The organism is Streptomyces sp. CA-135486 (assembly GCF_050936555.1).
Lineage (GTDB): Bacteria > Actinomycetota > Actinomycetes > Streptomycetales > Streptomycetaceae > Streptomyces.
This window is the reverse complement of the sequence record NZ_JBNJMM010000002.1, coordinates 752,303-772,670: the sequence shown is the minus strand read 5'-3', so window position 1 is coordinate 772,670 and position 20,368 is coordinate 752,303. Positions and strand designations below refer to the sequence as shown.

At 70.5% G+C, this 20,368-nt stretch carries 14 protein-coding genes and 2 pseudogenes; 10 read left to right on the top strand and 6 right to left on the bottom strand.

Annotated features, from left to right (window positions below; all coding sequences use genetic code 11):
* Nucleotides 1-29 precede the first annotated feature (29 nt).
* Entirely contained in the window at nucleotides 30-1,046 is a 1,017-nt protein-coding gene (locus ACQEVG_RS22740; protein WP_432986845.1) for a CHRD domain-containing protein, read from the bottom strand.
* Nucleotides 1,047-1,353: 307 nt separating this feature from the next.
* Complete coding sequence (locus ACQEVG_RS22735; RefSeq protein WP_432986842.1) at nucleotides 1,354-2,364, bottom strand: polyprenyl synthetase family protein; 1,011 nt, start codon at nucleotides 2,362-2,364, stop codon at nucleotides 1,354-1,356.
* A gap of 178 nt (nucleotides 2,365-2,542) precedes the next feature.
* Here ACQEVG_RS22735 and ACQEVG_RS22730 point away from each other — a divergent pair, with 178 nt between their 5' ends.
* The 9 genes from ACQEVG_RS22730 (at nucleotide 2,543) to ACQEVG_RS22690 (ending at nucleotide 13,571) form a co-directional block, all read left to right on the top strand.
* The gene (locus ACQEVG_RS22730; protein WP_432986840.1) at nucleotides 2,543-4,540 is read left to right on the top strand and encodes a CocE/NonD family hydrolase; all 1,998 of its coding nucleotides are present in this window, start codon (nucleotides 2,543-2,545) and stop codon (nucleotides 4,538-4,540) included.
* Between the two features lie 84 nt (nucleotides 4,541-4,624).
* The gene (gene fahA, locus ACQEVG_RS22725; RefSeq protein ID WP_432986838.1) at nucleotides 4,625-5,857 is read left to right on the top strand and encodes a fumarylacetoacetase; all 1,233 of its coding nucleotides are present in this window, start codon (nucleotides 4,625-4,627) and stop codon (nucleotides 5,855-5,857) included.
* The gene (locus ACQEVG_RS22720; RefSeq protein WP_432986835.1) at nucleotides 5,854-6,552 is read left to right on the top strand and encodes a GOLPH3/VPS74 family protein; all 699 of its coding nucleotides are present in this window, start codon (nucleotides 5,854-5,856) and stop codon (nucleotides 6,550-6,552) included. The genes fahA and ACQEVG_RS22720 overlap by 4 nt, the downstream gene beginning before the upstream one ends.
* A 130-nt stretch (nucleotides 6,553-6,682) precedes the next feature.
* Nucleotides 6,683-7,453: a GntR family transcriptional regulator gene (locus ACQEVG_RS22715; protein WP_432986833.1), complete on the top strand. Its 771-nt coding sequence runs from the start codon at nucleotides 6,683-6,685 to the stop codon at nucleotides 7,451-7,453.
* A 40-nt stretch (nucleotides 7,454-7,493) separates the two neighbouring features.
* Nucleotides 7,494-7,721, top strand: coding sequence for a 4Fe-4S dicluster domain-containing protein (locus ACQEVG_RS22710; RefSeq protein WP_266479325.1), 228 nt, complete (start codon nucleotides 7,494-7,496; stop codon nucleotides 7,719-7,721).
* A 22-nt stretch (nucleotides 7,722-7,743) separates the two neighbouring features.
* On the top strand, nucleotides 7,744-9,093 hold the full coding sequence (locus ACQEVG_RS22705) for an ABC transporter substrate-binding protein (protein ID WP_432986829.1): 1,350 nt from the start codon (nucleotides 7,744-7,746) through the stop codon (nucleotides 9,091-9,093).
* Nucleotides 9,090-10,004: an ABC transporter permease gene (locus ACQEVG_RS22700; RefSeq protein WP_432986826.1), complete on the top strand. Its 915-nt coding sequence runs from the start codon at nucleotides 9,090-9,092 to the stop codon at nucleotides 10,002-10,004. The genes ACQEVG_RS22705 and ACQEVG_RS22700 overlap by 4 nt, the downstream gene beginning before the upstream one ends.
* Before the next feature lie 89 nt (nucleotides 10,005-10,093).
* A complete protein-coding gene (locus ACQEVG_RS22695) occupies nucleotides 10,094-10,864 on the top strand; it encodes an ABC transporter ATP-binding protein (protein ID WP_432986824.1) in 771 nt (256 codons plus the stop codon).
* A gap of 13 nt (nucleotides 10,865-10,877) precedes the next feature.
* Entirely contained in the window at nucleotides 10,878-13,571 is a 2,694-nt protein-coding gene (locus ACQEVG_RS22690) for a fumarate reductase/succinate dehydrogenase flavoprotein subunit (RefSeq protein WP_432986822.1), read from the top strand.
* A 201-nt stretch (nucleotides 13,572-13,772) separates the two neighbouring features.
* On the opposite strand, the pseudogene ACQEVG_RS22685 reads toward ACQEVG_RS22690, so the two are convergent.
* Nucleotides 13,773-14,393, bottom strand: a pseudogene (locus ACQEVG_RS22685) (SCO6745 family protein); the annotation flags it as partial.
* 133 nt (nucleotides 14,394-14,526) lie between these two features.
* On the opposite strand from ACQEVG_RS22685, the pseudogene ACQEVG_RS22680 reads away from it, so the two are divergent.
* A pseudogene (locus ACQEVG_RS22680) lies at nucleotides 14,527-15,125 on the top strand (Uma2 family endonuclease).
* Between the two features lie 56 nt (nucleotides 15,126-15,181).
* On the opposite strand, the gene nuoN reads toward ACQEVG_RS22680, so the two are convergent.
* Genes nuoN through nuoL form a run of 3 tightly spaced genes read right to left on the bottom strand, consistent with a single transcriptional unit; the run spans nucleotide 15,182 to nucleotide 20,360 of the window.
* A complete protein-coding gene (gene nuoN / locus ACQEVG_RS22675) occupies nucleotides 15,182-16,831 on the bottom strand; it encodes an NADH-quinone oxidoreductase subunit NuoN (protein WP_432986819.1) in 1,650 nt (549 codons plus the stop codon).
* A complete protein-coding gene (locus ACQEVG_RS22670) occupies nucleotides 16,828-18,414 on the bottom strand; it encodes an NADH-quinone oxidoreductase subunit M (RefSeq protein WP_432986816.1) in 1,587 nt (528 codons plus the stop codon). Before ACQEVG_RS22670 ends, nuoN begins: the two co-directional genes overlap by 4 nt.
* 5 nt (nucleotides 18,415-18,419) lie before the next feature.
* Nucleotides 18,420-20,360: an NADH-quinone oxidoreductase subunit L gene (nuoL, locus tag ACQEVG_RS22665; RefSeq protein ID WP_432986814.1), complete on the bottom strand. Its 1,941-nt coding sequence runs from the start codon at nucleotides 20,358-20,360 to the stop codon at nucleotides 18,420-18,422.
* Nucleotides 20,361-20,368: the final 8 nt, after the last annotated feature.

Sequence of the window (20,368 nt, the reverse complement as noted above, 5' to 3'; positions counted from 1 at the left end):
AAGCGCCGCGAACCCTGTTGCCGTAAGGGTTACTTCTGGATGAAGACGTAGTCCGCCCCGTAGGGGACGCCGACGATCGCTCCCTTCTCGCAGCTGCCGGCCGGGGCGACGCCGCCCACGGTGTTCAGCCGGAAGATCTCCTGGGTGTTCGCGAGCAGTCCCCGCTTCTTGCCGGACTGAGTGGCCTTGAGGTCCAGCTCGGCGATGTTCTTGGCGCCGTTGGGCGTCTTGCTGATCAGCTTGCCGGTGACGGCGCTGTGGTCGGGCGCAATCCACTGCGGCGTACCGGAGTTGGGGGCGACGAAGGAGTGGGCGATGTGTCCGCCGAGGACGGCACGCACGTCGCGCTGCTGGAAGGAGTACGTGCCGTCGTCACCCTTCTTGCACTCGTAGATCTGCTTGCCCTTGACCACGGACGCCTGGATGTTGTCGAGCGCGGCACCGAAGCCGAAGGAGCCGGTGATCTTGTGGAACTGACCGCGGACCGCGCCGCCCGGGAAGGCGGCGGTGTGCAGATTGGCGTAGAAGCTGTTCGGGTCGGCCGTGAAGGCGTCGAGGACGGCCTTGTCGGTGACCTTGACGGTGCCGGTGACCGCGCCGGTCCAGCCCTTGGCCTTGGTCCTGCCCTTGCCGATCAGCCCGGTGAAGTCGACTTTGATGCCGCCGTTGGTGCCCTTCGCGCCCTGGTGGAGGTGGAGGGCGGTCGGCTTGTCGGTGCCGCGGAACTTCACGGCGACGGACACCTTGTCCCCCTTGACCTTCACAAACTCGAGCGCCGCGCCGTCGCGGTCACCGACGGCGGGTCCACCCTGCACCGGCACCTCGTTGGCGCCGTTCAGGCTCGCCACGAAGAGGGAGGCACCACGGTCCGAGCCGGTGCGGTCCGAACCGCTCTGGACGGCGATGCCGGCGCCGCTGTTGCCGTGCCCCGCGTGGTCGGCGGCGGAGCTCTTGCTGTCGGCCGAGGCCGGCAGGACGGCGAGCGCCACCCCGGCAGCGGCGGCGACGGCGGTGGTGCCGATAAGGAGGGCCTTGTTGCGCTTCATTCTGTTGTCTCCCCGTACTGAGGCCAACGCCCTGTGCGTCAGCTTCTGGGCATGGGTACGGAGTGGATCGAAGGTTAGACTCAATCCAATAATGTGACCTGCGCCACAGATCACGGAAGGGCCGGGCAGCGGTCCACACGAAGGGTGTACGGGAGATCAACGAGGGATGAACGGAGGTCCTGCGGGCACGCCAGGAGGGCGCCCCGCACCCACTGTGAGCAGGGCGTCCGCCCTCAGTCCCGGGCGTCGGCCATCAGTCCGGGGCGTTCGCCAGTCGGCCTCGCGCGTCAGCCGTCAGCCCCGCGCGTCAGCCCGCGCGGTGGACCACCGCGTCGCAGAGTTCCTCCAGCGCGGCCTTCGCATAGCAGTCGGGCAGCGGCGCCAGCATCGCGCGCGCCTCCTCCGCGTACCGCACGGTGTCCCGCCTGGCCTGCTCCAGCGCGGGGTGAATGCGCAGCAGCCGCAGCGCCTCGGCATGCCGGGCGTCGTCCGTCAGATCCTCTTCGAGCAGCGCGACGAGCTCAAGGTCCTCGGACCGCGCGTGCGCCTCCGCCTGCGCGCGCAGATGCAGCACCGGAAGCGTCGGGATGCCCTCACGCAGATCCGTGCCGGGCGTCTTGCCGGACTCGTGCGAGTCGGAGGCGATGTCGAGTACGTCGTCCGCGAGCTGGAAGGCGACACCGAGCCGCTCCCCGTACTGGGTGAGGATGTCCACGACACCCTCGTCCGCGCCCGACATCATCGCGCCGAACCGGCCCGAGACCGCGATCAGCGAGCCGGTCTTGCCCCCGATGACGTCGAGGTAGTGCTCCACCGGGTCGCGGCCGTCCCGCGGACCCGCCGTCTCCAGGATCTGGCCGGTGACCAGGCGCTCGAACGCCTCCGCCTGGATGCGTACGGCCTCGGGACCCAGGTCGGCCAGTATGTGGGAGGCCCGCGCGAACAGGAAGTCGCCGGTCAGCACCGCCACCGAGTTGCCCCAGCGGGCGTTGGCGCTGTCCACACCGCGCCGCACCTCGGCCTCGTCCATCACATCGTCGTGGTACAGCGTCGCGAGATGAGTGAGCTCGACGACCACGGCCGAGGGCACCACACCCGGCGCGTACGGATCACCGAACTGGGCCGCGAGCATCACCAGCAGCGGCCGGAAGCGCTTGCCCCCGGCTCGTACCAGGTGCTGTGCGGCCTCCGTGATGAAGGGCACCTCGCTCTTGGTGGCTTCGAGCAGTCCCGCCTCGACAGCCGCCAATCCGGTCTGGACATCGGCCTCAAGAGCCTGGTCCCGCACGCTCAGCCCGAACGGCCCGACGACGGTCACGAGGGGATCTCCTGTCTGCTGACGGTCACACGGATTGTCGATGTGTCGCTGGATTCACTCAAGTCAGCGTATCCGGTCGCGTTTCGATCACCGTGGGCGCCTTCCCGCCACCCCCGGTATGTTCGTGATCAGCCAATACGACATGAAACGGCTGCTTTGTCGGAACCGAGGTCCTGCCATGCGCATCCGCACCGACTTCCCGTACGAGACCTCCCACGAGGACATCCGGATCCCGATGCCGGACGGCGCAAGGCTCTACGCGCGCGTGTGGCGCCCGCTCACCGATGAACCCGTACCCGCCCTGCTCGAATATCTGCCGTTCCGGCTGAGCGACGGGACCGCGCCGCGCGACTGGCAGCGCCACCCCTGGTACGCGGGCCACGGCTACGCCTCCGTACGGGTCGATGTGCGGGGGCACGGCAACAGCGAGGGCCTTCCCGGCGACGAGTACAGCGCGACCGAGAGGGCCGACGGGGTAGCGGTGATCAACTGGCTGGCCGCGCAGCCCTGGTGCACCGGGCGGGTCGGCATGTTCGGCATCTCCTGGGGCGGCACCAACTCCCTGCAGATCGCCGCGCTGGCCCCGGAGCCGCTGAAGGCGGTCGTCACGGTCTGCTCGACGGACGACCGCTACGACAACGACGCGCACTACATGGGCGGTTCCGTGCTCGCCTGCGGCATGCACGCCCGGGCCGCCACCCTGCTCGCCCTCGTCGCGCGACCGCCGGACCCCCTCTTCGTCGGCGATCAGTGGCGGCAGATGTGGCTCGGGCGCCTCGAAGCGGTCACCCCCTTCATCCACATCTGGCTCGCCCACCAGATCCGCGACGACTACTGGAAGCACGGCAGCGTCCGCGAGGACTACGCGGCGATCGACGCGGCGGTCCTCGCGGTGGGCGGCCTGCACGACCCCTGCCGGGACACGGTGCTGCGCCTGGTCGAGCAGCTGCCGCCCGATCGGGTACGGGGACTGCTCGGCCCGTGGCCGCACCAGTACCCGGACCGGGGCATGCGGCCGGGCCCGGCCATCGGCTTTCTCCAGGAGACGCTCAGATGGTGGGACCACCACCTGAAGAACACCGCCAATGACGTGATGTCCGAGCCCTTGCTGCGCTCCTGGATCAGCGATTCGCACCCGCCCGCGACCGTGTACGAGGAGCTGCCCGGCCGCTGGGTCGGTGCGCCCGCCTGGCCGTCGCCGCACGTCACGACCGTGTCGTACGCGCTGACGGGCGGGCCGGTGATCGTCGACTCGCCCCAGTACACCGGCCTGGACGCGGGCCGCTTCCTCCCCTGCGGGAACGACGCCGATCTGCCGCCGGACCAGCGCGACGAGGACGCCCGCTCGGCCTGCTTCGAGTTCCCGGTCACCGACGCGCCGGTCGAGCTCCTGGGCCGCCCTGCGGTCACGCTGAAGCTGCGCCTGGACGTGCCCCACGGCCAGGCGATCGCCCGCCTCTGCGACGTCGCCCCCGACGGATCGTCCACCCTCGTCACCCGGGGTGTCCTCAATCTCTCCGCCCGCCACGGCCGTGACCGCGCCAATGCCTGGCCGCTCGGCGCGCGTGAGGACGTGACCTTCGAGCTGAACGCCGCTGGCCACAGCTTCCCGCCCGGCCACCGCATCCGGCTCGCCGTCTCCTCCGCGTACTGGCCGTGGATCTGGCCGCAGCCGGGCTCGGCGGGCTTCACCCTCGACCCGGCGGGCTCCCGCCTGGAACTTCCCGTACGTTCCCAGGGCGCGAGCGAGGACAAGATCCTCTTCGAGGAACCGGAGCAGTCCGAGCCGCTCGGAGTCAGCTCCCCCGTCACCCTCGACGAGCAGCGGCCCGAGCGTCTGGTGATCCGCGACGTCGCCAAGGGCGAGTGGCGTCTGGAGGCCGACCCGCGACCCGGCGGCATGCGGGTGTATCCGGACGGTCTGGAGTATACGGAGGAGGCCCTTCAGACGTACACGATCCGCGAGCGCGACCCGCACTCCGCGCAAGCCCGCTCCGACTGGACAATCCGGCTGCACCGGCCGGAGCTTGCCTGGGACGTACGGATCGAGACACGCTCCGAACTCACCTGCGACGCGGCCGACTTCATCGCGTCGGACGAGGTGGTGTGCAGGGACGGCGACGAGATCGTCTTCCACCGCACATGGGAACGGCGCTTCCCGAGAATGGCGGGGTGAGCGGGCGGGGCGGGTGACCTGCCGCGGCGGGGCAACACCCACGTAACGTGTGCCCCACACACGTGGAAAGCGAGGCAAGCACCGATGCCCGAGCAGAGCCCGCTCGATCTGGCCGAGGGCGATCCCTTCGGCCCGCACAACCTCCCGTACGGCGTCTTCACCACGGCCGACGAGCCCGGGCGCCGACGGCTAGGCGTCCGCATCGGCAGCCATGTGCTCGACGCCGGAGCGGCCGCCCGCACTCTCGGCTCCCCCTACGCGGCACTGCTCGCACAGCCGAACCTCAACCCGCTCCTCGCGGCGGGCCGCACCGCCTGGCGGGACGTGCGCCGGGCGATCACCGCCTGGGTCACCGTGCCCGCCCACCGGCCGGACATCGAGCCGCTGCTGCACCCGCTCGACTCGGTCACGCTGCACCTTCCGTACGAGGTCGCCGACTATGTCGACTTCTACGCGAGCGAGCACCACGCCACGAATGTCGGCAAGATGTTCCGGCCGGACGGGGACGCCCTGACGCCCAACTGGAAGCATCTGCCGATCGGTTACCACGGCCGGGCCGGGACGGTTGTCGTCTCCGGCACCGACGTGGTGCGCCCCAGCGGCCAGCGCAAGGCCCCGGCCGACCCCGCGCCCCTGTTCGGCCCGTCCGTGAAGCTCGACATCGAGGCCGAGGTCGGCTTCCTCGTCGGCACTCCCTCCGAGCTCGGCCGCCCGGTGGCACTCGGGGACTTCCGGGAGCATGTCTTCGGTGTGACGCTCCTCAACGACTGGTCGGCCCGGGACATCCAGGCCTGGGAGTACGTGCCGCTCGGCCCGTTCCTCGGCAAGTCCTTCGCCACGTCCGTCTCCGCTTGGGTGACCCCGCTGGAGGCCCTCGACGCGGCCCGCACCGATCCCCCCGCGCGGGACTTCGAGCTGCTCCCCTACCTCGACGACTCCGGCGACGAGGAGCCCGGCGGCTTCGACCTGCGCATCACGGTGGCAATCAACGACCATGTGGTCTCCGAGCCGCCGTTCGCCACGATGTACTGGACGGCCGCCCAGCAGCTGGCCCATATGACGGTCAACGGCGCCTCGCTCCGTACGGGCGACCTCTTCGGCTCCGGCACGGTCAGCGGGCCCGAGGTCCATCAGCGCGGCTCGCTGCTGGAGCTCACCTGGAACGGACGGGACGCTCTCGAACTTCCCGAGGGCAGGCGGACCTTCCTGGAGGACGGCGACGTGGTGACGATGACGGCCTGGGCACCTGGCCCGGACGGCGTACGGGTCGGCCTCGGCGAGGTCACCGGCCGGATCGCGGCGAGCGCCGCGGAATGACCGGACTCTCCCTGCCGGAGGAGCTCCTGCTGCTCGCTCTCGACCCCGTGACGGGCCGCCGGCACTGCAGCAGGAGTTACCTCCAGTACGGACTGGCCGGCGCCGCCCTCGCCGAGCTGGAGCTCCAGGGCAGGGTCGCCGAGGCGCGCGGCAGGGTGACGGTGGTCAATCCACTGCCGCCGCAGGACCCGCTGTCGGCGCAGATACTGGCGAGTCTCCCGGCCCCGGGCACCAGCCGGTTCGGCGACGGCGTACGCGCCCGGCCCTGGGTCAGGCGCGCCGGGCGGCACGTCGAGGAGTTGTGCCTGCACCACCTGGTGGGACGCGGTGCGCTGCGGGTCGAGACCCATCGCTTCCTGGGCATCTTCCCGTACCGCCGGTACCCCGCTGCGGCCGAGGACCTCTCGGCCCCGGCCCGCGGGCGCTACGCCCAGTCGGTGTGGGCCGGCTTCCCGGACCGCCGCAGCAGGCTGCTGGCCGCCTTCACCGCGGCGATCGGCATCGCCAAAGTGCTCCATCCGAGATTCGAGTCGTGGCAGGGGCGGGGCGCACTGCGCGTTCTCGTCCGGGAGCAATGGGCCCCGTACGCCGTGCACCGCGCCATAAAGCAGGACAAGAAGTCGAGCAGTACCAGCATCAGCTTCGGGGGCGACGGGGACGGTGGCGGAGGCGATGGCGGAGGCGGCGGCGACTGACGCCCCCGGGGTGGCAGATCTTTCCGACTGATCCGCATCACCGCAGGTCAGCACGGTGTCCCGGTGGCCGGTTCATGGCGCAACACTCTGGCAACACCATCGCCGACGCAGCGTCGGTATGGTCCGGGGCATGCCAGCCGAACGTACCCGTGAGCACACCGTGCCCCTCGCCGCCGCACGCCGGCGGCGGCTGCGCGCGGACCAGGCGCGGCAGCTCGCCGACCTGCTGCGCCACCAGGTGCGCACCGGCGGCTTCCCCGGCGGCGTGCTGCCGCTGGAGGGCACGATCGGCAACGACTACCGCGTCTCCCGCAACACCGTCCGCCAAGCGCTGGATCTGCTCCGTACGGAAGGGCTGGTCGAACGCCAGCCGGGCGTCGGCACGGTCGTGGTGTCCGAGAAGTACCCGCACGGCCTCGACCGGCTGCAGGGCCTCGCCGAGACCCTGCGCGAACACGGCGACGTCACCAACGAAGTCCGCACCGTCGGCCCCGTCCCCGCGCCCGCACCCGTGGCCCGGCGGCTCGGCCTGCCCGAGCACGCCGACGTGCTCTACATCGAGCGGCTGCGGCGGCTGAACGGCCTGCCCCTCTCGCTCGACCTCACCTACATCCCGATGGACATCGGCACCGGTCTGCTCGGCTGCGACCTGGAGCACACCGATGTGTTCCGGCTGCTCGAAAACCTCACCGGACAGGCGCTGGGCACGGCCGAGATCACCCTGGAGGCCGTCAACGCCGACGCGCACTCCGCCGCCGTACTCGAAGCCCCGCGCGGCGCCGCCGTGCTGATGCTCGAACGGCTCACGCATCTGTCCGACGGACGCCCCGTGGATCTGGAGTTCATCCGCTTCCGCGGCGACCGCATCACCATGAGCGGGCTGCTCCACCGCTCCCTCTGACCCGTCCCCATAGCCCCGTACCCCTTTCCCGGAGACAGCCATGCCTCTTGCGCCCCAGCGTGCCGACGTGCCCGTGACCATCGACGAGTCGAAGTGCATCGACGGCTGCACCCTCTGCGTCGACATGTGCCCGCTCGACTCCCTCGCGATCAACCCGGACAGCGGCAAGGCCTATATGCACGTGGACGAGTGCTGGTACTGCGGCCCGTGCGCGGCCCGGTGTCCCACGGACGCGGTCACGGTCAATATGCCCTATCTGTTGCGGTAAAGCTCGAGAGGTACGAACTCCCATGTCACGCAAGCCAGTTGTGTTTCTCGCCGCCGCCCTGCTGCTGCCGCTCACCGGTTGCGGCGGTGACGCGGAGGCGGGGGGCGGCTCGACCGTCACCGTCACCGTCGGCTACCAGTCCAAGACCATCAACACCGTCACGGCGGGCACGCTGCTGCGGTCGCTCGGCTACTTCGAGCGGGAGCTCACGGCCCGCGGCAAACGTGAGGGCGTCACCTACAAGGTGAAGTGGCAGGACTACGCCACGGGCGCGCCGATCACCGCGCAGATGACCGCCGGGAAGATCGACATCGGTTCGATGGGCGACTTCCCGCTGCTGATCAACGCCACGCGCGGCAAGCAGCTGCACCGGCCGACGCGGCTCGTCTCCGTCACCGGCTACAACCTGCGCGGCGGACTCAACACCATTGTCACAGCACCCGGTTCGAAGCTGTCCTCGCTGAAGGACCTGCGCGGCAAGAAGGTCTCCACGAGTGTCGGCTCGGCCGCGGACGGCACGCTCGTACGGGCGCTGCAACGGGCGGACATCGACGCGGACAAGGACATCCGCAAGCTCAACCAGCAGCCGGCCGTGGGTGCGTCGGCGCTCCAGGCAGGCAGCACGGACGCGCTCTCGCAGTTCGTGGCCTGGCCCGGGCTGCTGGCCTTCCAGGGCAAGGCGCAGGCGCTGTACGACGGGGCGGAGCTGAATCTGCCGACCTTCCACGGCGTCACCGCGCGCGAGGACTTCGCGAAGAAGCGGCCCGCGGTGCTCGAAGACTTCCTGCGCGCGCAGGCCGACGCGACCGAGTATCTGCGCAAGCAGCCGGTCGCGGCCGCGGAGTCGGTGGCCAAGGCGACCGGACTCCCGGCCGAGGTCGTCTACCTCTACAACGGAGCGCACGGCATCGCCACCTTCGGCCCCGCCATCAAGCCCGAGCTGGTCGACGCGTTGAAGAAGGACGTGCCGGTGCTGAAGTCGGCGAAGCTGGTGGGCGACGTGGATGTGGACGCCTTCGTCGACGACCAGTATGTGAAGCGGGCGTTGGGGAACGGCTATGCCAAGGAGCTCACGTCCGCGGCCGCGCCCGCGCGCAGCGAGCTGTGGCTGAAGGGCAAGAACACGACCCGGTCCTTCGCGACCCCGGCCGAGCTGCTGCGGCAGGTCGCCGCGGCTCCCGGACAGGTGCGCGCAGCGTACGTCCCCGACGCGACCACCGGCACGCGCTGGTTCGCGGAAAAGGCGGTGTGGGTGGCCGACGGCACGACGCTGCTGCCCTTCGTCACCCGGTCCGCGGCCGCGGCCTACGTGACGGGACACGCGGGCGCCCGGGCCGTGTCGTACGCCGAAGCCTTGAAGCAGGTGTCATGACCGCCCGGCACATCGTGCGCGTGCTGTCCCTGCTGGGCGCGCTCGGGGTGTGGCAGCTGCTGACCGCCTTCGACATCAATCTGTGGCTGCGGTTCGAGCAGTTTCCGACAGTCGTCGATGTCGCGCGGGAGTTCGGGGAGCGGGTCGGGAGCGGCCCGTACTGGCAGGACCTGACCGACAGCCTCACCCGCATCGTCACCGGCTTCTCGCTGGCGGCGCTCGCGGGCGTGGCGATCGGCACCGCGATCGCCCGCTCCCACCTGGCGGCGGACCTGCTCGGTCCGGTGCTCGAAGTCCTGCGTCCAATACCGGCGATCGCGCTGGTACCGGTGGCGATCCTGCTCTTCCCCAGCAACGAGCAGGGCATCGTCTTCATCACCTTCACCGCGGCGTTCTTCCCGATCATGGTCTCCACACGGCATGCCGTGCGCGCCCTGACCCCGGTCTGGGAAGAGGCCGTCCTCACCATGGGCGGCGGCCGCCGGCGGATTCTGGCGTCGGTGGTCCTGCCGGGGGCGCTGCCGGGGATCCTCGGCGGTCTCTCGGTGGGGATCGGGGTCTCGTGGATCTGCGTGATCTCGGCGGAGATGATCTCCGGTGAGTACGGGGTGGGTTACCGCACCTGGCAGGACTACACGGTGGTGGACTACCCCGGCGTGTTCGTGGGCATGGCGACGATCGGCGTCCTGGGCTGGCTGACGTCGACTGCGGTGGAACTGGCGGGGCGCCGGGTGACGAGGTGGCTCCCGCGGGTGGAGTCGGGACCGCCGGTCCGGCGCCGGAGGGTTTCCCCCACCCGGCCCCTTCCCGCGGCGGGGGGCAAGCCCCCGGGCCCCGCGCCTCAAACGCCGGCGAGGCTGATTTCCGGGGCTCCGCCCCGGACCCCGCTCCTCAATCGCCGGACGGGCTGAACTTCAGCCCGTCCGGCGATTGAGGACACGCCCGAAGGGCGTCCGGGGCCACCCATACCCCATCCCCACCCACGAGGAGGCGTAACCCCATGACCACACCCCCCGAAACCACCCTCGCCCCCACCCCCGCACCGCCCCGTGGGACCCGGCTCACCCTGCGCGGTGCGTCGCTGGGGCGGCCCGGAGCGCCCGTGCTCGACGGGATCGACCTGGAGGTCGTGCCCGGCGAGATCCTGACCGTCGTCGGCCCCTCCGGGTGCGGCAAGTCGACCCTCCTGCGGACCCTCGCCGGGCTGCTCCCCCCGCTCGACGGCGCGGTCGCGCAGGACGGTGAGCCCATCACCGCCCCCCGTGCCGAGCGGGCACTGATCTTCCAGGAAGACGCCCTCCTTCCGTGGCGCACCCTGCGCGGCAACGTCGAACTCCCCCTGGCCATCAGGGGAGTCGGCCGCGCCGAGCGACGTCGGCGGGCCGAGGCATGGCTGGACCGGGTCGGGCTCGCCGACCGGGCCGCCCACCTCCCGCACCGCGTCTCCGGCGGGCAACGCCAGCGCGTCCAGCTCGCGCGGGCGCTCGCCGCCGAGCCGCGGGCCGTCCTCATGGACGAGCCCTTCGGCGCGCTCGACGCGCAGACCCGGGCCGGGATGCAGCAGTTGCTCGTCGACGTGCTGCGCGGCACCGGCGCGACCGTCGTCTTCGTCACGCACGACGTCGACGAGGCGCTCTTCCTCGGCGACCGCGTCGCCCTCCTCGGCACCGGACGCGTCCTCGACGTCCCCCGCCCCCGCGACCGTGCGGCCCACGGCGAACCCGCGACCCTCGCGCTGCGCCGCGAAGTACTCGAATCCCTCGGCACCTGAGAGGCCCTCCCCCATGGACATCCCCGCACTCGCGGACGCCGAGGAACTCTCCTGCGACGTCCTCGTCATCGGTGGCGGCACCGCCGGCACCATGGCCGCGCTCACCGCGGCCGAGCACGGCGCGAACGTCCTGCTCCTCGAAAAGGCGCACGTACGGCACTCCGGCGCCCTCGCCATGGGCATGGACGGCGTCAACAACGCCGTCATCCCCGGCCGCGCCGAGCCCGACGACTACGTCGCCGAGATCACCCGTGCCAACGACGGCATCGTCGACCAGTCCACCGTCCGCCAGACCGCGACCCGCGGCTTCGCGATGGTGCAGCGCCTGGAGTCGTACGGCGTGAAGTTCGAGAAGGACGAACACGGCGAGTACGCGGTCCGCCAGGTGCACCGCTCCGGCTCGTACGTCCTGCCGATGCCCGAGGGCAAGGACGTCAAGAAGGTCCTCTACCGGCAACTGCGCCGCCGCGAGATGCGCGAGCGCATCCGTATCGAGAACCGTGTGATGCCGGTCCGGGTCCTGACGGCCGGGGGGAAGGCCGTCGGGGCCGCGGGCTTCAACACCCGTACAGGACAGTTCGTCTCGGTACGCGCGGGTGCCGTCGTCCTCGCCACCGGCGCCTGCGGCCGCCTCGGTCTCCCCGCCTCCGGCTATCTCTACGGCACCTACGAGAACCCCACCAACGCCGGCGACGGCTACGCCATGGCCTACCACGCCGGCGCCGAACTCACCGGCATCGAGTGCTTTCAGATCAACCCGCTGATCAAGGACTACAACGGCCCCGCCTGCGCGTATGTGGCCAACCCCTTCGGCGGCTACCAGGTCAACCGGCACGGCGAGCGCTTCGTCGACTCCGACTACTGGTCGGGCCAGATGATGGCGGAGTTCGCGAACGAACTCGCCTCCGACCGCGGCCCCGTCTTCCTCAAGCTCAGCCATCTCCCCGAGGAGTCCATCGGCGCGCTGGAGGGCATCCTGCACTCCACCGAGCGCCCCACCCGCGGCACCTTCCACGCGAACCGCGGCCACGACTACCGCACCCACGATGTCGAGATGCACATCTCCGAGATCGGCCTCTGCGGCGGCCACTCGGCCTCGGGCGTCCGCGTCGACGACCACGCCCGCACCACCGTGCCCGGTCTGTACGCCGCCGGCGACCTGGCCTGCGTCCCGCACAACTACATGATCGGCGCCTTCGTCTTCGGCGATCTGGCGGGCGCGGACGCGTCCCAGTACCGGGCGTACGAGGGCGAGTTGCCCGCCGACCAGCTGCGCGCCGCCCATGAGCTGATCTACCGGCCGCTGCGCAACCCGGACGGACCGCCCCAGACCCAGGTCGAGTACAAACTCCGCCGCTTCGTCAACGACTACGTCGCCCCGCGCAAGTCCGGCGCCCGGCTCTCCCTCGCCGTCGAGCACTTCGAGCGGATGCGCGGCGAGATCGCCGAGATGGGCGCCGAGACCCCGCACGAGCTGATGCGCTGCGCCGAGGTCACCTTCATCCGCGACTGCGCCGAGATGGCGGCCCGCTCCTCACTCGCGCGTACGGAGTCCCGCTGGGGCCTCTACCACGAGCGTACGGATCACCCGCAGCGCGACGACGAGGACTGGCTGCACCACCTGGACCTGCGCAAGTCCCCCGCCGGGACGATGGAGTTCACGGCCCGCCCGGTCGCGCCCTACCTGGTGCCGGTCGACGAGTTCAGCCCCATCGGCGGCCCGTCCCGCCACCTCGGTGAGGTTGCTCTCGAGCAGGTCTCCACGGCGGGCCCGCGCGAGATCGCGCCGACGGGCTCACGCATCGCCGCCCCCGTACGCGTCGAGACACATGTCGCGGCCCACTCCCCACGCATCCTCGAACTCCTCGCGCTCGCCGAGGAGGAGCCGTCGCTCACGGAGTTGAGCCCCTACCTCGCCGACGCCGACCCGGCGGTCCGGGCCGCCGCGGTCGCCACGCTCACCGAGACGGCCCCGGACGGCACGGGCCCGGCGCTCGCCACGGCCCTGGTGGACGAGGACGGAGCGGTACGTGCCGCGGCCGCGGCCTCCCTCCAGGAGCTGGTCGAAGTCCTGCCGCCGACGCCGGAGTTGAGCACCCGCCTGGTGGCGGCGCTCGACAACGACGACCCCCGGGTCCGCTCCACCACGCTGGACGTCCTGCGCGCGCTCCGGCTGGGTGACGCCGGCCTCTTCGGCGGCGCGCTCTCGGACCCGGCCATCGAGGTCCGCATCGCGGCCGTACGCGCCCTGGTCTCGGTCGACGCCCTCGATGTCGTCGCCCGAGCGACCGCCGACTCCGCCCGCGAGGTCCGCGTCGCGGTGGCCCGCAGCCTGGACGACCCGGCCGCGCTCGAGCCCCTGCTCCACGACCCGGACATCCTGGTCCGCGCGGCCGCACTCGCCGCACTGTCCGTCGCGGGCTGCCCGGCCCCGTACGACACCACGGCGATCACCGCGCTGGCCGCCCCGTCCTGGCAGGTCCGCGCGGGCGCGGCCACGGCCCTGGGCGCGGCCGGCCCGGACCTTGCCGTATCCGCCCTGGCCAAGGCGCTCGGCGACTCCAACGCCGATGTCCGCAAGGCGGCGGTGCTGTCCTTGCTCAGGCACTCCGCCCGCGAGGACGCCCGGGCGGCGCTGGCCACCGCGGTCACCGACCCGGACGCGGACGTCCGCGCGTATGCCTCCCGGGCGGCTACCCCGGCCTGAGCGGCGGCAGCCCCATCGCATTGGGGAACGGCACCCCGCCCGCCTCGACAATCCGCCGGGCGAGCGGCCGCAGACACTCGGCGAGCCTCGTACCGCCGAGGAGGGGCCGGGCAAGCCGATCGGTGGTGGCCTCGATCGCATCCGCTCAAGGCGGCCCGCGTCGGTGAGGGTTCCGTCCGGTGCGAGCACTCCACGGTCGCGGAGACCGGCGTGCGCGGCCTCCCACTCGGGCTCGCTCCAGCCGCGGTTGAGCCGCTGCTCGGCCGGGGCGAGCCCCAGTGCCACGGTGATCACATTGGCCTCGCAGCCGTCCACCCCGGCGGTCACCAGGGCGGCGACATGACCGTCCCCACGGAATTCGCGCAGCGCGGTCGCCGCCCACCACAGCGCCAGATGGGGCTGCTCGGGCACGGGCAACGCGGCATGCGCGGCGAACAGCACCCGCCCGGCGGTGGGCAGGGCCTCGACCGCCCGTCGCCCGAGCTCCGCGGCCTCGGCCACCTGCGGGCCGTCGGCGAGTTCCCCGAGCAGCCGACGCAGACACCGGTCGGCCACGTCGAGCCGGGCGGCGAGGACCTGCGCGGGTGAGCAACGCTCCCAGGCATCGGGAAGCGCCCGGGCGACCCGGGCGGGTGCGAAGTTGTAGAAGGCGGCCGTCACCACCCCCGGCGGGACCGCACCGAGGGCGGCGGCGCGGGAGGCGAAGTACCCCATCCAGAAGCCCTTGAGCCCCGATCCGGCGGCGGAGTAGACGGGCCCCGTCTCCGGCGCGAAGTAGACGGGCGCGTGTGCGCATTCCAGCAACTGCCAGATGTCGTCCATGGACGTCGACGCTAGCCCACACGCTGGGCGCGTCAACGCGACGTGACGCGTTCACCCGTGTGCGGGAGCCTGATCAACTTCCCCCAGATTGCGCGGGACAGGCCCGCGAGACTCCCATCCCATGGGAACACCGATGAGCGGCGGCCCTGGCGTCCCGGAGCCCAGCCGGCCCACCCCGCCCCTCGGCGGCTGGACCGGCTTCCGAATCTGCCTCCGCATACGGAACTCATCGACGCGAGCCTCGTCTTCCCGAGTCCGCAAACCGTCTTTCATTCGCGCTCGATCGACTTCTTCAGGTGGCAACTGGAGTCGATCGCGCCCCAGGATCTGGAAGTCGTCGCGCGATTCACCATCGACATCGACCGCTGGAACCGGCCCGAGCTCGATGTGCTCGTCGTGCGCGGGGAGGTCATCGGGGACTGGGAGCAGACCCGGTTCCCGGCCGAGTCGGTGGTGCTGGCCATCGAGGTCGTCTCCACCGACTCTGTGACCCGCGACCGCGAAACCAAGCCGGTGAAGTACGCACGCGCCAAGATCCCGCACTACTGGCGGGTGGAGGACAACGAGGGCAAGGCTGTCGTGTACGTCTTCGAACTCGAACCGGCTACCGGCGCCTACACCAGCACCGGGATCTTCCACGACCGGATGAAGGTCTCCGTCCCGTTCCCCGTCGACCTGGATCTGGACGGGATCGCAGCGCGCCGGAAGCGAACCCAGGAGCAGCAGCCGTAACAGCCGAAGGGCCCGGCCCCTCCGTACGGAGAAGCCGGGCCCTCATACATGCCGGGTCAGCGCACGAACACGCTCGCCTGGCTCGCCAGATCCAGGAAGTACTGCGGCGCCACACCCAGTACCAGCGTCACCGCCACACCCACCCCGATCGTCGTCATCGTCAGCGGCGACGGCACGGCGACCGTCGGGCCGCCCTCCTTCGGCTCGCTGAAGAACATCAGCACGATCACCCGGATGTAGAAGAACGCGGCGATCGCCGACGAGATCACACCGACCACGACCAGCGCACCCGCGCCGCCCTCCGCCGCCGCCTTGAAGACCGCGAACTTCCCGGCGAAGCCCGAGGTCAGCGGAATACCGGCGAAGGCCAGCAGGAAGACCGCGAAGACCGCCGCCACCAGTGGTGAACGGCGCCCGAGCCCCGCCCACTTGGACAGGTGCGTCGCCTCGCCGCCCGCGTCACGCACCAGCGTGACCACCGCGAACGCGCCGATCGTCACGAAGGAGTACGCGGCCAGGTAGAACAGGACGGAGGAAACACCGTCGGGCGTCGTCGCGATGACACCGGCCAGGATGAAGCCCGCGTGCGCGATCGAGGAGTACGCGAGCAGACGCTTGATGTCGGTCTGGGTGATCGCGACGATCGCACCGCCCAGCATGGTGACGATCGCGACCGCCCACATGACCGGCCGCCAGTCCCAGCGCAGCCCCGGCAGCACCACATACAGCAGCCGCAGCAGCGCGCCGAACGCGGCGACCTTCGTCGCCGCCGCCATGAAGCCGGTGACCGGCGTCGGCGCGCCCTGGTAGACGTCCGGGGTCCACATGTGGAACGGCACCGCGCCGACCTTGAAGAGCAGCCCCACCAGGATCATCGCCCCGCCGATCAGCAGCAGCGCGTCGTTCCCCATGGTGTCGGCGAGCGCCGGGTCGATGGTCCGCACGCTGCCGTCGACGACGTCCGCGATCCTCGCGTACGAGACGGAGCCCGCGTACCCGTACAGCAGCGCGATGCCGAAGAGCAGGAACGCCGACGAGAACGCGCCGAGCAGGAAGTACTTCACCGCGGCCTCCTGCGACATCAGCCGCTTGCGGCGGGCGACGGCGCACAGCAGGTAGAGCGGGAGCGAGAAGACTTCCAGCGCGATGAACAGCGTCAGCAGATCGTTGGCGGCCGGGAAGACCAGCATGCCGGTGATCGCGAAGAGCACCAGCGGGAAGACCTCGGTGGTGGTGAACCCGGCCTTGACCGCGGCCTTTTCGCTGTCGCCGCCCGGCACGGACGCGGCCTGCGCGGCGAACGAGTCGATGCGGTTGCCGTGTGCCGCGGGATCGAGGCGGCGCTCGGCGAAGGTGAAGACGGCGACCAGCGAGGCCAGCAGGATGGTGCCCTGCAGGAAGAGCGCCGGGCCGTCGACCGCGATGGCGCCCATCGCCGCGATACGCGCCTTGGTGCTGCCGTAGCCGCCGGCCGCGAGGGCGACCACGGCGGCGAAGGCGGCGGTCAGGGCGACCACGGTCAGGAACACCTGCGCGTAGTAACGGGCCCTGCGCGGGACGAATGCCTCCACCAGCACACCCACGACGGCCGCGCCCACGACGATCAGCGCGGGTGCCAGCTGCGCGTACTCGATGGTCGGGGCCGGGATCTTGTCGATCGGCTCGGCGGCCGTTGTCCACAGGCTGTGGACAATCATTGCGCTCACTTGGCCGCCTCCGCGTTTTGAATAGGCACAGCAGGCTGGGGGTCCTTCTGATGTACGTCGGACAGCGTGTGCTCCACCGCCGGGTTCACGATGTCCGTCAGCGGCTTCGGGAAGACGCCGAGGAAGAGCAGCAGCGCGATCAGCGGTGCGACCACCACCAGCTCACGAGCCCTGAGGTCCGGCATCTTCGCCACCTCGGGTTTCACCGGGCCCGTCATCGTCCGCTGGTAGAGGACGAGAGTGTAGAGCGCGGCGAGCACAATGCCGAAGGTGGCGACGATCCCGGCCACCGGATATCGCGTGAACGTGCCGACCAGGACCAGGAATTCACTGACGAAGGGCGCGAGGCCCGGCAGCGAGAGCGTGGCCAGACCGCCGACCAGGAACGTGCCGGCGAGCACCGGCGCCACCTTCTGCACCCCCCCGTAGTCCGCGATGAGCCGCGAGCCGCGCCGGGAGATCAGGAACCCGGCCACCAGCATCAGCGCGGCGGTCGAGATTCCGTGGTTGACCATGTAGAGCGTCGCACCCGACTGCCCCTGGGAGGTCATCGCGAAGATGCCCAGGATGATGAAGCCGAAGTGCGAGATCGATGCGTACGCGACCAGCCGCTTGATGTCGCGCTGGCCGACGGCGAGCAGCGCGCCGTAGACGATGCTGATCAGCGCCAGTACGAGAATGACCGGCGTCGCCCACTTCGAGGCATCCGGGAAGAGCTGGAGGCAGAAGCGCAGCATCGCGAAGGTGCCGACCTTGTCGACGACCGCGGTGATCAGCACGGCGACCGGGGCGGTCGCCTCACCCATGGCGTTGGGCAGCCAGGTGTGCAGCGGCCACAGCGGCGCCTTGATCGCGAAGGCGAAGAAGAAGCCGAGGAACAGCAGCCGTTCGGTGCTGGTCGCCATGTCGAGCGAGCCGGACGCGCGCGCGTCGGCGATCTCGGTGAGCGAGAAGCTGCCCGCCACGACATAGAGCCCGATGACCGCGGCCAGCATGATCAGACCGCCGACCAGGTTGTAGAGCAGGAACTTCACTGCCGCGTACGAGCGTTGGGCCGCGGCGTTCTCGTCGCTGCCCGCGTGGGCCCGGTCCCCGAAGCCGCCGATGAGGAAGTACATCGGGATGAGCATGGCTTCGAAGAGGATGTAGAAGAGGAAGACGTCGGTGGCCTCGAAGGAGAGGATCACCATCGCCTCGACGGAGAGGATCAGGGCGAAGAAGCCCTGAGTCGGGCGCCAGCGCGAGGACTTCGTCTCCAGGGGGTCGGCGTCGTGCCAGCCCGCGAGGATCACAAAGGGGATCAGCAGGGCGGTCAGCGCCAGCAGCGTCACCCCGATGCCGTCCACGCCCAGTTCGTACCGGACACCGAAGTCCGCGATCCAGGCATGCGACTCGGTCAGCTGGTACCGGGCGCCGCCGGGCTCGAACCGTACGAGCGCGACCGCGGCCAGCACCAGCGTGCCGAGCGAGACCAGCAGCGCCAGCCACTTGGCCGCGTTGCGCCGCGCGGCCGGGACGGCGGCGGTGGCAATGGCACCGAGCGCCGGGAGCGCCGCCGTCGCCGTAAGCAGAGGGAACGACATGGCAGTTACACCGCCCTCATCAGCAGGGTCACGGCGATCAGCACTGCCGTACCTCCGAACATCGAGACCGCATAGGTGCGGGCATAGCCGTTCTGCAGCTTGCGCAGCCGGCCCGAGAGCCCGCCGAACGAGGCGGCCGTGCCGTTGACCACGCCGTCGACCAGAGTGTGGTCGACGTAGACCAGGGAGCGAGTGAGGTGCTCCCCGCCGCGGACCAGGACGACGTGGTTGAAGTCGTCCTGGAGGAGATCGCGGCGGGCGGCCCGGGTGAGCAGCGAGCCGCGCGGAGCGATGACCGGCACCGGTCGGCGTCCGTACATCGCCCAGGCGATCGCGACGCCGATGACCAGGCACACCATGGTGGCTCCGGTGACCGTCGCCGCGCTGAGCGGGGAGTCCCCGTGCTCATGCCCGGTGACGGGCTCCAGCCAGTGCAGGAACCGGTCGCCGATGCTGAAGAACCCGCCGGCGAAGACCGAACCGAAAGCGAGGACGATCATGGGGATCGTCATCGACCTGGGCGACTCGTGCGGATGCGGCAGTTCACCGGGGTGCACCTCGATACCGGGCTCGATGCCGGGCGTCTTGTCCGGGTCGGGTGCGGGCTGCCAGCGCCTCTCGCCGAAGAAGGTCAGCAGCATCACGCGCGTCATGTAGAACGCGGTGATCGCGGCGCCCAGCAGGGCCGTACCGCCGAGGATCCAGCCCTCGGCGCCGCCCTTGGCGAAGGCCGCCTCGATGATCTTGTCCTTGGAGAAGAAGCCGGACAGACCCGGGAAGCCGATGATCGCCAGATAGCCGAGGCCGAAGGTGACGAAGGTGATCGGCATGTACTTCCGCAGGCCGCCGTACTTGCGCATGTCGACCTCGTCGTTCATGCCGTGCATGACCGAACCGGCGCCGAGGAACAGTCCCGCCTTGAAGAAGCCGTGCGTCACCAGGTGCATGATCGCGAAGACGTATCCGATCGGGCCGAGGCCCGCCGCGAGCACCATGTAGCCGATCTGCGACATCGTCGAACCGGCCAGCGCCTTCTTGATGTCGTCCTTCGCACAACCGACGATCGCACCGAAGATCAGCGTGACCGCGCCGACCACCGTGACCGCCAACTGCGCGTCCGGGGCCGCGTTGAAGATCGCTCCGGAGCGGGTGATGAGGTACACGCCGGCGGTCACCATGGTCGCCGCGTGGATCAGGGCCGAGACCGGGGTCGGACCCTCCATCGCGTCCCCGAGCCAGGACTGCAGCGGCACCTGGGCCGACTTGCCGCAGGCGGCGAGCAGCAGCATCAGCCCGATGGCCGTCAGCTTTCCCTCGCTCGTCTCGCCCGTCGACGCGAGGACCGGCCCGAAGGCGAAGGTCCCGAAGGTGGTGAACATCAGCATGATCGCGATCGACAGACCCATGTCGCCGACGCGGTTGACCAGGAATGCCTTCTTCGCCGCCGTCGCCGCACTGGGCTTGTGCTGCCAGAAGCCGATCAGCAGGTACGAGGCGAGGCCGACGCCCTCCCAGCCGACGTACAGCAGCAGGTAGTTGTCGGCGAGGACCAGCAGCAGCATCGCCGCGAGGAAGAGGTTCAGGTAGCCGAAGAAGCGGCGGCGCCGCTCGTCGTGCTCCATGTACCCGACCGAGTAGAGGTGGATCAGCGAGCCCACGCCCGTGATCAGCAGGACGAATGTCATCGACAGCTGGTCGAGCTGGAAGGCGACGTCGGCCTGGAAGCTCTCGACGGGGATCCAGCTGAACAGCTTCTGGTGCAGGGTCCGTTCCTCCGCGCCCTTGCCCAGCATGTCGGCGAACAGCACCACGCCGATCACGAAGGACGCGGCCGCGAGCAGCGTGCCGATCCAGTGGCCGGTGCGGTCGAGCCGCCGGCCGCCGCACAGCAGGACCGCCGCTCCGAGCAGAGGCGCCGCGACGAGCAGCGCAATCAGGTTCTCCACGATTCAGC